We start from the raw sequence: 13,783 nt of genomic DNA on the forward strand, positions 1-13,783 counted from the left end.
ATGCAATGGGAAACCGTTATCGGACTGGAGATTCACGTCCAGCTCGCCACTAAAACCAAAATATTCTCCGGTGCATCCACCGCTTTTGGTGCTACCCCTAACACCCAGGCCTGTGCGGTAGATCTAGGCCTTCCTGGCATCCTTCCCGTCGTCAACGAAGAAGCCATCAATATGGCCATCAAGTTCGGCCTGGGCATTGATGCTGAAATCAACAAGGTCAACGTTTTCGAACGTAAAAACTACTTCTACCCGGATCTGCCAAAAGGCTACCAGACCACCCAGCTGGAAAAGCCAATAGTCGGCGCTGGTCATGTGGATATCACACTGGCTGATGGCTCTACCAAGAGTATTCGTATCCACCATGCCCACCTGGAAGAAGATGCGGGCAAAAGCCTCCATGAAGACTTTCATGGAATGTCAGGAATTGACCTGAACCGTGCCGGCACACCATTGATTGAGATCGTAACAGAGCCGGATATCCGCAATGCTGAAGAAGCAGTAGCCTTTGCCAAAAAGCTGCACTCCATTGTGACCACGCTGGGCATCTGCGATGGCGATATGTCTCAAGGCTCTATGCGCTTCGACGTTAACGTATCCGTTCGACCAAAAGGACAGAAGGAATTTGGTACCCGTACCGAAACCAAAAACCTGAACTCTTTTAAGTTTATGGAAGCCGCCATCCTCAAAGAGGTAGAGCGCCAGATCGACCTGATCGAAGATGGCGGAACCGTTATCCAGGAGACCCGTCTTTATAACGGTGATACCGGCGAAGCACGCTCCATGCGAAGCAAAGAAGAAGCGAACGATTACCGTTACTTCCCCTGCCCTGACCTGCTGCCAGTCATTATTGACGACAGTTGTCTTGAAAAGCTGCAGGCTGAAATGCCTGAAATGCCCGATGCCAAGAAAGCACGATTTATCGCTGATTTTGGCCTGAGCGACTACGATGCCGAAATTCTTTCCGCTGACCAGGCGACCGCGAACTACTTTGAAGCCGCCACCCGTGCCAGTGATGATGCCAAACTGTCTGCCAACTGGATTATGGGTGAACTCTCCAAGTCCCTGAATCAGAACAGCATCAGCATTACCGAAAGCCCTGTTACTGCGGATATGCTCGGCGGCCTGATCAAGCGCATCAAAGACAACACCATCTCTGGCAAGATCGCCAAAGAGGTCTTTGAAGTACTCTGGCAGGGTGAGTGCAGCACTGCCGATGAAGTAATCGAGAAAAAAGGCCTCAAGCAGGTGACCGATACCGGCGCTATTGAAGCCATGATCGATGAAGTTCTGGCCAGCAATGCCCAGCAGGTTGAAAATTACCGTGCAGCTCCGGACGATAAGCGCGGCAAGATGATTGGCTTCTTTGTAGGTCAGTGCATGAAAGCCTCTAAAGGTAAGGCCAACCCTGGTATGGTTAATCAGATTCTGAAACAGAAGCTGGATGGCTAATACTATCTAAGCCACCAGCTTTCTGGCTGGTGGCTTTATACGACACATACTCAGCACGTAATACATCTCTTTCCTTTTCCTCAAAAAACAGAGAGCAATCAGTGCTCAGTCTTGCTCATAAAATCTGAATATTATTTCCGTATCGCCAATCACTCAAAAAAGTGATAGCGTGATTCCTTTAGACAAACGTACGTTTGTACTATTTTTCAAGCACTGTCCGTGCAGCTCCAAAAACAAAAATAAATAATGGAGAACAAGATGAGAATTAAGCAGTCCTGGCTGATACCAGCCTTGCTGGCATCAGTCTTGGCAATCAACCTTACGGGGTGTCGTGATAATGACGGGGAAGCCGTCACCGACACCACAACCCAGGAATCAACCACACCGAGCTTTCCAGAAGGCGCCATTATGGTTGAAGTGGGTGACAACCTTGGGGCAAGTATTACCGAAGCATTTATCAATGCACGAGCTGGTGACGTTATTGTCTTACCGGAAGGTAATTTTAAACTTGATCGAACCTTACTGTTTGATGGTAATGGGGCTACTGCTAAAGATGTCACAATCATGGGTTACGGAATGGATAGAACCATTCTCGACTTTTCTGAAGCTGACTCTGGCGACGGTATCTTTGTACAAAATGCCATCAACATTACACTGCAGGATCTGGGTGTATACGAAGCAAAAAACAACGGCATAAAACTCAAAGATACAAACGGTATTATTATGCGACGGGTGGCTGCTGTCTGGGAAGGCGAGCTCAACAAAGATAACGGAGCCTACGGCCTTTATCCTGTCGAATGCCAGAACATCCTCATTGAAGATTCCTACGTAAGGGGATCTGCCGACGCTGGTATCTACGTTGGCCAGTCTGAGTACATTGTGGTACGAAGAAATATTGCCAAAGAGAATGTCGCAGGTATTGAGATCGAAAACTCCAAATATGCGGATGTCTATGATAATGAAGCTACTGGCAATACCGGTGGCATTCTTGTTTTTGACCTGCCAATTGGCAACCACCTGTACGGCAAAAGCGTCCGGATTTTCAACAACCTGGTGGAAGGCAACAATACACCCAACTTTGCCAACGATACCGGCTATATCGCCGGGGTACATATTGTTCCACCCGGTACAGGGGTGATTATTCTCTCCACCAGCGATGTCGAAATATTTAACAACACCATCAGAAATCACGACACCGTTGCCATTACGGCTACCAGTTTCTTCATTGCTGAAGACAACATGGAGAATCACGCAAATGCCATTATGGATGGCTGGCGTGCAGTACCCAGAAATATCAATATCCACGACAACGACATCAGTAATAGTGGCAGCAACCCGAATGGTTATCTTATCCAAGATATTATTGACGCCTATGATTATTACTATCAGAGCTTCCCAACCATTCTGTACGATGGGTTAGGCGAAGCCGTTGCCAGAAGCGGGCGGGGAGCCAGTATTCTGGAACCCGATTTCGCAGCCGATGGCAGCGATGATATATGCGTCAGCAATAATGGCAATATAAGTATCGGTCAGCTGTTTGCAGGAGACCATAGCGGTGATTTTGCAACTCCAGACCTGCTTCTGTACCCATCCCCTATTCAGCAGGAACCACTGTTAAACTGTACTCAGCTGTCGCTTCCCATTCATAGCGTGACTTTTGGCGATCAGGTATTTGGCTGCGGCATTGATGATGAAACAACAGGCTGTGACGGTGGCAACATCGTCGGTGATGGCGGCAATGCCGGATCAGGTGATGCAGGCCTCGTTGGAGATGGTGATACTGCGCTGTGCAGTGTCAGCGGAAATGACGTCAACTGGGATGCCCTGCTGGGTGCAAACTGCCCGAATCTTTCAGACTACAACCTGTTTGCCGACAGCAGCAACCCAAAAGAAAATGCTAATAGTGGAGGCCTGCCCTACGACCTGAACTCAGCCCTGTTTACCGACTACACAACAAAATATCGTTATGTATTTGTCCCGGATGGCCAGTCCGCCCAGTACAGCAATCAGGAAGTATTTGACTTCCCCGTTGGGTCAGTACTGGTAAAAACCTTTGCCATGCCGGATGACACAGCAACCCCCGGCAATGCTAATGAAGAGCTACTCGAAACCCGGCTATTGATCCATCGGGAAACAGGCTGGAGTGCCCTACCCTATATATGGAATGCCGCCAAAGATAACGCCTCGCTCGCGAAAGCTGGGGGTATTGTTGAGCAATCAGTAGTACACAAAGGGCAAACATTGTCGTTTGACTACGTTGTTCCCAATATCAATCAGTGTAAGCAATGCCATCAGTACAAGGGCGAAGACGATGTTTCCCGCTTTGTCCCCATTGGCCCAAAGGCCCGCCAACTGAATGGTGATTACGCTTATTCTTTTGGCGTAAGGAATCAGTTATCCACCTGGTCAACAGAAGGCATTTTAACAGGACTGCCCGCTGACCTATCCAGTATTCAGACCGTCCCACCATTTGCTCTGCTCGGTAATGGAGACCTGTCTGGAAACAATAAAACCGATGAAGAAGTAATGAATCTGGCTAAGGGCTATCTGGACATCAACTGTGCACATTGCCACCGGCCTGAAGGCAATGCTTCGAATACGGGGCTTAAACTGGAGTACTGGCGCACCTACGCCAGTAACAAGACAGCCCACGGCACCTGTAAGTCACCTGTTGCTTATGGAGGAGACGGTTTCAATTATGACGTTGTACCTGGTGACCCAGACAACTCTATCACTCACTTCCGTATGGCCAGCACCCAGCCGGGAGACCGAATGCCTGAAATTGGTCGAAGTCTCTCCCATGATGCCGGAGTTGACTTAATCAGGGAGTGGATCACACGTTTACCTGCTGAAAGCTGTTCACCTGAATAGTTCGCTTTATCTGGGCCGGTATCCGGCCCTTTTTACTCTTTTCCCGATAGTTCAAATAATAACGGAAACGTTTCATGGAACATAAACGCTCTTTAAAAGCAGGCTTTCTGAAATTACTGGTGGTCACAGGGGCCATCATTTTTTTATCTGCCTGCAGGGATGACAGCTCCGATACTGCCACAATTACTGAAACCAGCTCCGAAGGCCAAATCACCACCGTAAGAATGAATGAAGTCCAGTATTTAGGAACACATAACAGTTATCATCCAGGGCCGCCAGAGGATGTTGTCCTGATTGTTAACAATTTAACAGGTGATGCAGCGGAAGCAGCAGAAGCTGCAGGAATAAACGATCTAATGCTTAGCCTTGACTACGCCCATGTTTCGCTGACCGAACAATTTGAAGCTCAGGGTATCCGTCAAATTGAACTGGATGTATTCCATGACCCGGAAGGTGGTCGTTATAAAAATCGAAATATCGTTGCATTGCTTGAAAAAGATGTTGACTCGGGCATTGACGCACTGGCTGTTCCAGGACTGAAAGTTTTACACATTCAGGACCTCGATTACGAAAGCACTTGCTATACCTTCATCTCCTGCCTGACCGAAATTAAAACATGGTCTGACAATAACCCAGATCATCTACCCATAACCGTGTTGGTAGAAGCAAAAGATGAAATCATACCCGACCCTTTAGATATCGGTTTTGTCGAACCGCTGCCTTTTACTACTGAAGCACTTAACCAGATTGATATTGAAATTCGTTCTGTTTTCCCAGAGTCACAACTCATCACTCCGGATGTTGTACGTGGAGACTATGAAACATTAAATGCGGCAGTTCTGGCAAGAGAGTGGCCTCTTTTATCCGAAGTGACTGGAAAGATTATGTTCGCTTTCGACAATGCTGGTTCAAAGCGTGATGCCTATATTTCAGGACACCCTTCATTGACAAGAAGGGTCATGTTTACAGACTCTGAACCCGGCTCTCCTGAAGCTGCACTTCTAAAATTCAATGATCCGGAATCGAGCTTTGACCAGATTCAGAATTTTGTTGCACAAGGGTATATGGTTCGCACCCGGGCCGATTCGGACACTGTAGAAGCACGCACTAACAACACTACACGTAGCGAAGAGGCATTAAGATCAGGAGCCCACTTTATCAGTACCGATTACCCCGTTCCGGATTTACGCTTTAGTGATTACAAGGTAAGTATTCCAGGAGGATATATCACGAGGTGTAACCCTGTTAGTGCTCCTAATAACTGTGAAGATTCAGAGTGGTAAATTGCTTTAACTGGACAGATCAAATCAACATGATAGCATCGGGCCACTCAGGTGACCCGATTCATTTATATCTCCTCTGAAACAGTTCTACCCTCAGGTCTCCTCAAGATAAGAACAATGTTCACGATATCAACTAGGCACACCTTAAAAACAAGGCTTAGAAATGAATCGTGGATATTTATTGCTCGTCTTTGCACTGACAACAGGTGTATCTCATGCTGCCTGGCAGCCAGACAGAGTCAGCTTTTCTTACGGGCAGTTTATTTCACCTCTTGCCGACCGCAATGCAGAAATTGATCAATATCGGCTGGGTCTGGCCTGGAAGCTTTCTGATGAGCTCTGGTCTTCCGACAGCCTTCTAATACAAAGTTATGCGGAACTGGCTTTAAGCCAATGGAAGAGCCGTTTAAATGCCACTGAAGACAGCCGCCGGATAGGTGCTGATAGCGTAAAACAAATGAGCCTGAGCCCTGTTTTTCGTTTCACCAGCATCAACCCTTTACTGGGTGAAACCTCACCGTTTCTTGATCTTGGTGTTGGCATCAGCTACCAGAGTGAAGAGGATATTGAGCAACAGCACTTATCCGGAATCAACATGGGTGGTCAGTGGCAGTTTGAAACCAGGGTGATGATTGGATTGAGCCTTGGAGAGAGCAGCCCATTTGAAGTCAGCTATGGCTGGATGCACTACTCAAATGCCAATCTGAATGATGAAAACGAAGGGCTTGATTTTCAAACCCTTCAGATGACGTACCTTTTTTAGCCAAACCCTGAGAATCTTAATTCCCGGTTAGCTGTTGACCAGAAAATGTGCCCAGATACTGGCAGCATACCCAAGAGCAATGGCCCAGCTCCATCGGAGATGGGTCATAAAGGTATAACCACCTTTTGATGTTCCCATCAAGGCAACTCCCGCTGCAGAACCTATGGATAACAGGCTGCCACCTACACCCGCCGTCAGCGTTATCAATAACCACTGGAAGGTGTTCATTTCAGGATCCATTCCGAGAATGGCAAACATGACAGGAATGTTATCGACAATAGCAGAGATCACACCGGCGATGATATTAGTCCATGTCGCCCCAAGATCGGCATACATCGTTTCCGAGGCCAGGTCGAGGTAACCGAGATACCGTAGACCACCCACCGAGAAAATAACACCGAAGAAGAAAAGAAGTGTGTCCCACTCGGCATGGGCCACTTCCTGGAATATATCTATTTTCTCTTCTTTTGCCCGAGGGCGGGCAGTCAAACGGCGGTTACTGGTCAGCCCCTGGATATGCATGAAATAGGTATAGAACATCAACAGGGCGAGGCCTGTCATCATCCCCATAAATGGTGGCAAGCCTAATGCTTTCTCAAAACTGACAGCAAGGAAAATGGTCACCAGGAAAAGGAAGCAGATAGTAATACCACCACGGCGAATAGTGCTATCCACTTTCACACCAGCCGGACGCCCTTTCTCAATGAAACAGCTCATGATAATGGCCGGCACCAGATAATTAATAACCGATGGTATAAAGAGGCTGAAAAAGGTAAAGAACTCAACCTTACCGGCTTGCCATACCATTAGCGTGGTAATATCACCAAACGGACTGAAAGCACCACCTGCATTGGCAGCAACGACCACATTGATCATGGCCAGTGTAATAAACTTCGGGCTGCCCTCACCAACAGCCATTATCACAGCTCCCATTAGCAGCGCCGTAGTAAGATTGTCTGCAATCGGGGAAATAAAGAATGCCATTGCCCCCGTTATCCAGAAAAGAGCGCGATAATTAAAGCCCTTGCTGATCAGCCAGCTTCGTAACGTGGCAAACACCTGCCGGTCTTCCATGGCATTAATGTATGTCATGGCCACTAGCAGAAAGAGGAACATTGCCGCATACTCTTCAAGATCGTGCATGACGGCCTGTTTTAGTTCTTCGTGGGAAACGCCTTTCTGTGCTGCAATAAAAGCAATAAGCGCCCAGATGATTCCCGCCGCCATAATAACCGGTTTAGACTTACGCAGATGAAGCTGCTCTTCGGCCATCACCAGGCAGTAGGCAATCACAAAAATAGCAATGCAGGCCCAGGCTAGCGGGCTGGATGTCACGCCCAGCACACTACCGCCAGCCATTGCAGTTGTTGGTAGGCAAGTCAACGCTCCCATCGACAGGAGTCTTTTCATTATTGTCATCATTATTTAGTCCCACAGGCTCAATCTGAAGCCAGTGATGAATTGGTAAATTTAAAATGCCGAAGGATACCTATACCGAGAGCAGAGTGCAAAAAAGCATCAAATGAAACCAACTATTACAGAGTAGCTGGATAGGCAGGAGAATCAGTACGTAAAACAAAACCTATAAGCAAAAAGTGATATGAAAAGAAAGTTATTAATACTTTTTTAGCTTAAAAACCGCTTTATATTGAACAATATTTCAACAAGATTGCGTATAGACTTTATAAAACAGCTGTTCAATATTTTTGAGAGAGTGTCTGATGTCAATCGCTCCAAAACTCCAGGCTTTTTTAAATCATAACCAGATAGATTATGAAGTTGTCAGTCACCCTTATTCAGACCGCGCACTTAACACCGCCCATGTAGCCTGCGTTCCCGTTAAAAACATGGCTAAAGCCATCGTTCTTCAAGATGAGGAAGGCTACCTTATGGCTATCGTTCCCTCCATGAACAAATTGATGCTGCGCTGGATAAACACAAAACTGAATCGCCATCTTCACCTTGTCAGCGAGCACAGCCTTGAAGAGCTTTTCCCAGACTGCGAGATGGGAGCAGTACCGGCAATGGGCATTGCCTATGGTATGAAAACCTGCTGGGATGATGAACTCAACGCCGTTCAGGATCTTTATTTTCAGGGAGGCAATCACAGGGAACTGGTGCACATTCAGAGGGAACAGTTTAAAAAGCTGCTACAGGGTCAGCCACATGCCGCTATCAGCTGTGACCCGGATGAAACGGATGCTTATGCAACGGACAACTAGACACGCTTATTGAGGATTCTTAGCGGATCATTTTTTTCACAAACAATACGACAAAGAGCGCAAGGGAAAAGCTACCAGTGAATGCTTCACAGGCAGCAACAATCCGGGACAGCCCCAGTGGGGTCAAGTCACCATAGCCAAGTGTTGTAAATGTCACCACGCTGAAATAAAGACAGTCAAGCCAATACCAGAGATTCTGGAACAGCCCCAAACTCTGGTTAAACCGGACAACCGTGCCACCATCCTGAACCCCGGTGAATAGATATATGAAAGAACAAAACACAATCAATGCCATGGAAAAAAGCACCACTCGCAATGGGGATTCTCCATAACCACTGATTTTGTCCACCAGATAGGACAGCACTCTTTGCCGTGAGTATTTTGGCATCTGTAGCCGATGGAAGACCCTTTCCTGATAATAAAAATGGCCAGCTACTCTCATCATTCCAAGGTTTTCACAATGGCGGCGGATATTTCTGGCAGACTCTTCCGCCTCTTCGTATAAAGCCATGGCATTTTCAGGATTGGCTGCAGCTTCTCTTTCCTGGTAAAGCTTATCCCCCCATTTAACATGATCCAGCAAACTGTTCTTCAGGTTGACACCCAGCAGATTACAGCCATCAAGATTTGCCCTGTGCAGATTGGCATTGGAAAGGTTTGCCTTTAAAAGTCGGGAACCCGACAAGTCCACACGATAAAAATGCCCATGACAAAGGCTGGCCCTGCTCAAATCACAGTTAACCAGTTGATATGACTTGCCATTACCATGGTTCACCAGGTTAACGTTATCCAGGTTAGCCTTCCGAAGAATAAAGCCTTCCATGGGCAGCCCCGACCCTGCCCTCTCTTCCAACCTTGTTTTTACATCATCACCGGTTTTATCCACATCAGGGTCATGCCAGAAGCAAAGCTGGCTTCCCGGCTCCGCCACATCGTTACAACGACCATATTTCCCAATAAAAGAGCACTGATACTCTGATCCCTGCACCTGATTCAAACCTTGAACCCTATATTATTCGACAATTTCTACGGGAAGCCATCACCTTCCCTGCTTTGTTGAATATATCGGCCTGCCAATGATGGGATTTACATTGCCTGTGACTTTACAGAAAGCTAACTTTTCAACACACTGAACAGTTCCCGGTTCAAAGAGGATCTCTCCATGAAAATTCTGTTTGTACTCACCTCCCACGATAAACTGGGATCTACGGGTGAAAAAACAGGGTTCTGGCTTGAGGAATTTGCTGCACCGTACTATCGCTTTCTTGATGCCGGGGCTAATATCACTCTGGTTTCACCAGCAGGTGGACAGCCACCACTTGATCCAAAGAGCAAGTTACCCGACTTTCAAACCGATGCTACCCGGCGGTTTGAGCAAGACCAGCCATTACAGAAGACATTGTCCAGAACCGAAAAATTAGCCAGGGTATCTGCAGATGATTTTGATGCAGTATTTTACCCGGGGGGGCATGGACCTTTATGGGACCTGGAAAATGATCCTGACTCGATTGCACTTATCGAGCATTTTTACCGGCAGGACAAACCCGTTTCTGCGGTATGCCATGCTCCGGCCGTTCTCCTTAACGTCACAAACCAGATAGGAGCCCCCCTTATTCAAGGCAGAAAAGTAACGGGGTTCAGCAACAGCGAAGAGGTTGCGGTACAACTGGAAAAGGTTGTTCCCTTCTCTCTGGAAGATGAGCTGAAAAAACGTGGCGCCATATACAGTTCCGGCTCTGACTGGGGCAGTTACCTGGTACAGGATGGATTATTGATCACTGGACAGAACCCTGCCTCTTCGGAAGCCGTCGCTGATGCCGTTATCACGCTATTGACCAGGAAACCTGGCTTAGAAGAATAACGACCTTCTGGTCACGATTTCTGAAATAGTGATGAATCTATTCCACCACCATTTGCAAGGAACCAAGAACAGTGAATAAATCCGCGCACGTCACCCTGCCTTTACTGTTATTACTATCCAGCCTGTGGGTACAGGCTGATATCCCGGAACTCACCTGCCCGGAAAGCCCAAACTGCGTCAGCAGCCTCGCTTCTGGTAAACAGAATATATCCCCCCTATCCTTTCATAAGTCTGATGCCTCACAGATCAAAGAAAAACTGATAGCCACTTTGCAGAACTGGCCCAATGCAGAGATTCTCAGCAGTAACGACCAAATCATTATTACGGTGTTCACCACCCCCTGGCTGAAATTCAAGGACGATCTGATACTGATTATTCGCTCGAACGGCACTGTCGATGTGCGCTCATCCTCTCGTGTCGGCTATTATGATTTCGGCACGAATCGCCGTCGTGTCGAACTATTAAGAGCAGCACTTGGTGATAAAAGCAGCATTGATGCAGAGCCTGAATAAGAACCTATAACCGTTAATAGACTGCTCTGCCTAGGCAAACACCTCCAGATACGTGTAAGCTCACTTTTTCGGTTATTACTGAGCATCTCAGCCCCACGGCTTGTTGAGGCTTTATTGCGTACTCAGCGGGATGCGCAGTCTGGCTCAGAAAGTATCAAGTCTGCGAAAGACTTGCGCAGCGTGTAGTAATTGTCTGTGGAACCAGATTTGATTTACAAAAGGAGGCACGGTGGTCACCTTATACGGCATACCAAACTGCGACACCATAAAGAAAGCACGCCGCTGGCTTGAAGGCTCAGGTGTTGAATACCGCTTTCATGACTACAGGAAAGATGGCCTGCAGAAAGATATGCTTGAACAGTGGGCTGCTGAACTGGGCTGGGAGGAACTGTTAAACCGCCGGGGAACCACCTGGCGGAAGCTTCCTGAAGAGGAAAAATCAGCCATTAATGCAGAGCGGGCAATTACCCTGATGCTGGAACAACCCGCAATGATTAAACGCCCTTTGCTGGATACGGGCAGCCAGAAGCTACTGGGCTTTTCCGAAGAACAATACAGCAATTTACGTTCATAACAGACGATCAAACTGAAGGAATGATAATGAGTAAGCCGCATTTCAGCCTGGCCATTGGTGTTGGTAGCAAAAACCAGAAAGACCAATGGCTGGAAGTATTCTACCCAAAGCCAATCCTCAATCCAGCTCCTGAATTGCTGGAGAGTATTGCCAAACTGGTTGACTATAACGGTGGCAACGAGTCTATTGAGCTGGATAGCAAAACCCTGCATGCACTGGAAGATCTGTTTGTTGACATTGAACAAACTGAACTGGCGGACATCACTCGCAGCCTGGAAGAAAGTGCGCAGCCACGGGTCATCACCATTCTTGAAACCGATGATGCTCCCATCAGTACACCCGAGGCATATCTCAAGCTGCACCTGCTGTCACATCGTCTGGTAAAGCCACACGGCACAAATCTTCAGGGCATTTTCCCACTGCTGCCTAACGTAGCCTGGACCAGTGAAGGAGCAATTGACCTGGAAGAACTGCCAGCCCGCCAGCTGGCGGCCCGTGCAGAAGGCCGGGTTCTGAGTGTCAACTCCGTGGATAAATTCCCGAAAATGACCGACTACGTTGTGCCTGCAGGTGTCCGCATTGCCCATACTGCTCGGGTTCGTCTGGGAGCCTATGTTGGTGAGGGCACGACTGTAATGCATGAAGGCTTTATCAACTTCAACGCCGGTACCGAAGGCAAGAGCATGATTGAAGGTCGTGTTTCTGCCGGAGTCATGGTTGGTGAAGGCTCAGATCTGGGTGGTGGCTGCAGCACCATGGGTACACTCTCCGGCGGTAATAACATTGTTATCTCTGTGGGCGAAAACTGCCTGATCGGTGCCAATGCGGGCCTGGGCATTCCGCTGGGTGACCGCTGCATTATTGAAGCAGGCCTTTACCTGACGGCTGCCAGTAAGGTTCAGGTTCTTGATGACCAGAAAAATGTCGTTGAAGTCGTTAAAGCAGGAGATCTCTCCGGCAAATCTGACCTGCTGTTCCGCAGAAACTCCCTGACCGGAGCCCTGGAATGCCTGACCAACAAATCAGCCATTGAGCTGAATGATGAGCTGCATTCCCACAACTGAGCTTTAGGCTCTGTTGACATAAGGTTGCAGGCTCAGTGGCTCAAACCAGAGCCTGGGTTGTGTATTGAAAAGGTGCGAACCGAATAAAGGGTAGCGCACCCTGATAGCCCCGGTGCATAATACTGGGGCTATTTATATGGATCAGGTTTAAATAATAATAATAATGCGTCATACGATTTTTGATACACCTATCGTTAACAGCTGTTTTCGCCTCTTATCCCGCCTTGGTCTGAAGCTGTTCGGCTGGAAGCTGGAAGGCCAACGTCCAAATGCCCAGAAGTACGTTATTATTGCTGCACCACATACCAGTAACTGGGACTTTGTTCTGACCATTGCCTTTGCCTTCTGTTTTCGCATGAAAGTCTTCTGGATGGGAAAAAGCACCCTGTTCAAGGGACCCTTTGGCGGCATAATGAAGTGGCTTGGGGGAATTCCGGTTGACCGCAGCAAAACCAATGGTCTGGTTCAGCAAATGGTCGACACCTTCCACAACTGCACGGAACTGGCGGTCGCCATCCCCCCTGAAGGCACACGCAGCAAAGTCCGCCAATGGAAAAGTGGCTTTTACCACGTTGCTCACGGTGCTGGAGTCCCCATTGCACTGGGTTTTCTGGATTTTAAAAAGAAGGTTGGCGGTTTTGGCCCCATGTTCTTTACTACGGGTAACTATGAGTCAGACCTGAAAAAAATACAGGAATTTTATCAACATATGACGGGGAAAAACCCGAGGCAGTTTGCCTGACTCCGGTATAATAGTTCACGCTTTTTATATGACTGCTCACCTTTGCACCAAACTAGTGAGCAGCTCATAAAACCAATAAGACGGTTCACAAATTAAAACTATGGAACCATATAAGAAAAAGAGGGTCAAATTTTACATAAACTCACATTATAAAAAATAGCAAGATTAGTATTCTAATAACATGAAACCTGAATATATTAATTACGCCATGTGCGACTTTTAGGTTTGCATAAGGAGACATGACTGAACCTGCTTTCTGCTATTAAAAGCAGTAAAAAGCAAAAAAGAAGGTTTCAGTCATGCCCGTTGAAGAGTTTATCACTACAGTCTACTGCTTGATCGACGATTTGGTAAAAGAGCTTTTTCCTGTGCCACTGCGACTTCGAGGGTTTCCACCAAAGCTCACTGATAGTGAAGCGATCACCATGGAAGTTGTCGGTGA

At 47.5% G+C, this 13,783-nt stretch carries 12 protein-coding genes; 10 read left to right on the top strand and 2 right to left on the bottom strand.

Annotation, left to right across the window (positions count from 1 at the left end; genetic code table 11):
- The 4 genes from gatB to AK963_RS05090 all read left to right on the top strand — a co-directional run bounded on the left by gatB (position 1) and on the right by AK963_RS05090 (position 6,366).
- Complete coding sequence (gene gatB, locus AK963_RS05075; RefSeq protein WP_066014383.1) at positions 1–1,449, top strand: Asp-tRNA(Asn)/Glu-tRNA(Gln) amidotransferase subunit GatB; 1,449 nt, start codon at positions 1–3, stop codon at positions 1,447–1,449.
- A gap of 258 nt (positions 1,450–1,707) precedes the next feature.
- Positions 1,708–4,320, top strand: coding sequence for a parallel beta-helix domain-containing protein (locus AK963_RS05080; protein ID WP_202969723.1), 2,613 nt, complete (start codon positions 1,708–1,710; stop codon positions 4,318–4,320).
- A 74-nt stretch (positions 4,321–4,394) separates the two neighbouring features.
- Positions 4,395–5,603: a phosphatidylinositol-specific phospholipase C1-like protein gene (locus AK963_RS05085; protein ID WP_083232473.1), complete on the top strand. Its 1,209-nt coding sequence runs from the start codon at positions 4,395–4,397 to the stop codon at positions 5,601–5,603.
- Positions 5,604–5,766: 163 nt separating this feature from the next.
- Positions 5,767–6,366 (top strand): acyloxyacyl hydrolase, encoded by a 600-nt coding sequence (locus AK963_RS05090; RefSeq protein WP_066014385.1) that lies wholly within the window; start codon positions 5,767–5,769, stop codon positions 6,364–6,366.
- Between the two features lie 27 nt (positions 6,367–6,393).
- On the opposite strand, the gene nhaD is transcribed toward AK963_RS05090, so the two are convergent.
- Entirely contained in the window at positions 6,394–7,776 is a 1,383-nt protein-coding gene (nhaD, locus tag AK963_RS05095) for a sodium:proton antiporter NhaD (RefSeq protein ID WP_066014386.1), read from the bottom strand.
- Between the two features lie 311 nt (positions 7,777–8,087).
- On the opposite strand from nhaD, the gene AK963_RS05100 reads away from it, so the two are divergent.
- Positions 8,088–8,588, top strand: a complete 501-nt coding sequence (locus AK963_RS05100; RefSeq protein ID WP_066014387.1) for an aminoacyl-tRNA deacylase — start codon at positions 8,088–8,090, stop codon at positions 8,586–8,588.
- A gap of 19 nt (positions 8,589–8,607) precedes the next feature.
- Here AK963_RS05100 and AK963_RS05105 read toward each other — a convergent pair whose 3' ends face one another.
- A complete protein-coding gene (locus AK963_RS05105; RefSeq protein ID WP_066014388.1) occupies positions 8,608–9,576 on the bottom strand; it encodes an ion channel in 969 nt (322 codons plus the stop codon).
- Between the two features lie 174 nt (positions 9,577–9,750).
- On the opposite strand from AK963_RS05105, the gene AK963_RS05110 reads away from it, so the two are divergent.
- The 5 genes from AK963_RS05110 to AK963_RS05130 all read left to right on the top strand — a co-directional run bounded on the left by AK963_RS05110 (position 9,751) and on the right by AK963_RS05130 (position 13,341).
- Entirely contained in the window at positions 9,751–10,449 is a 699-nt protein-coding gene (locus tag AK963_RS05110; protein ID WP_066014389.1) for a type 1 glutamine amidotransferase domain-containing protein, read from the top strand.
- A gap of 71 nt (positions 10,450–10,520) precedes the next feature.
- Complete coding sequence (locus tag AK963_RS05115) at positions 10,521–10,961, top strand: DUF1499 domain-containing protein (RefSeq protein WP_175404441.1); 441 nt, start codon at positions 10,521–10,523, stop codon at positions 10,959–10,961.
- 229 nt (positions 10,962–11,190) lie between these two features.
- On the top strand, positions 11,191–11,535 hold the full coding sequence (locus tag AK963_RS05120; RefSeq protein WP_066014390.1) for an ArsC family reductase: 345 nt from the start codon (positions 11,191–11,193) through the stop codon (positions 11,533–11,535).
- A gap of 26 nt (positions 11,536–11,561) precedes the next feature.
- Positions 11,562–12,599: a 2,3,4,5-tetrahydropyridine-2,6-dicarboxylate N-succinyltransferase gene (gene dapD, locus AK963_RS05125; protein WP_066014391.1), complete on the top strand. Its 1,038-nt coding sequence runs from the start codon at positions 11,562–11,564 to the stop codon at positions 12,597–12,599.
- Between the two features lie 163 nt (positions 12,600–12,762).
- On the top strand, positions 12,763–13,341 hold the full coding sequence (locus tag AK963_RS05130; protein ID WP_066014392.1) for a lysophospholipid acyltransferase family protein: 579 nt from the start codon (positions 12,763–12,765) through the stop codon (positions 13,339–13,341).
- The last annotated feature ends 442 nt before the right edge of the window (positions 13,342–13,783 follow it).

It is taken from the genome of Endozoicomonas atrinae, from assembly GCF_001647025.1.
GTDB lineage: Bacteria > Pseudomonadota > Gammaproteobacteria > Pseudomonadales > Endozoicomonadaceae > Endozoicomonas > Endozoicomonas atrinae.

Coding starts and splice junctions, on each gene's coding strand:
- AK963_RS05080 (WP_202969723.1), top strand. CDS start 1,708: ATGAGAATTAAGCAGTCCTGGCTGATACCAGCCTTGCTGGCATCAGTC.
- nhaD (WP_066014386.1), bottom strand. CDS start 7,776: ATGAAAAGACTCCTGTCGATGGGAGCGTTGACTTGCCTACCAACAACT.
- dapD (WP_066014391.1), top strand. CDS start 11,562: ATGAGTAAGCCGCATTTCAGCCTGGCCATTGGTGTTGGTAGCAAAAAC.
- AK963_RS05130 (WP_066014392.1), top strand. CDS start 12,763: ATGCGTCATACGATTTTTGATACACCTATCGTTAACAGCTGTTTTCGC.
- AK963_RS05100 (WP_066014387.1), top strand. CDS start 8,088: ATGTCAATCGCTCCAAAACTCCAGGCTTTTTTAAATCATAACCAGATA.
- gatB (WP_066014383.1), top strand. CDS start 1: ATGCAATGGGAAACCGTTATCGGACTGGAGATTCACGTCCAGCTCGCC.
- AK963_RS05110 (WP_066014389.1), top strand. CDS start 9,751: ATGAAAATTCTGTTTGTACTCACCTCCCACGATAAACTGGGATCTACG.
- AK963_RS05085 (WP_083232473.1), top strand. CDS start 4,395: ATGGAACATAAACGCTCTTTAAAAGCAGGCTTTCTGAAATTACTGGTG.
- AK963_RS05090 (WP_066014385.1), top strand. CDS start 5,767: ATGAATCGTGGATATTTATTGCTCGTCTTTGCACTGACAACAGGTGTA.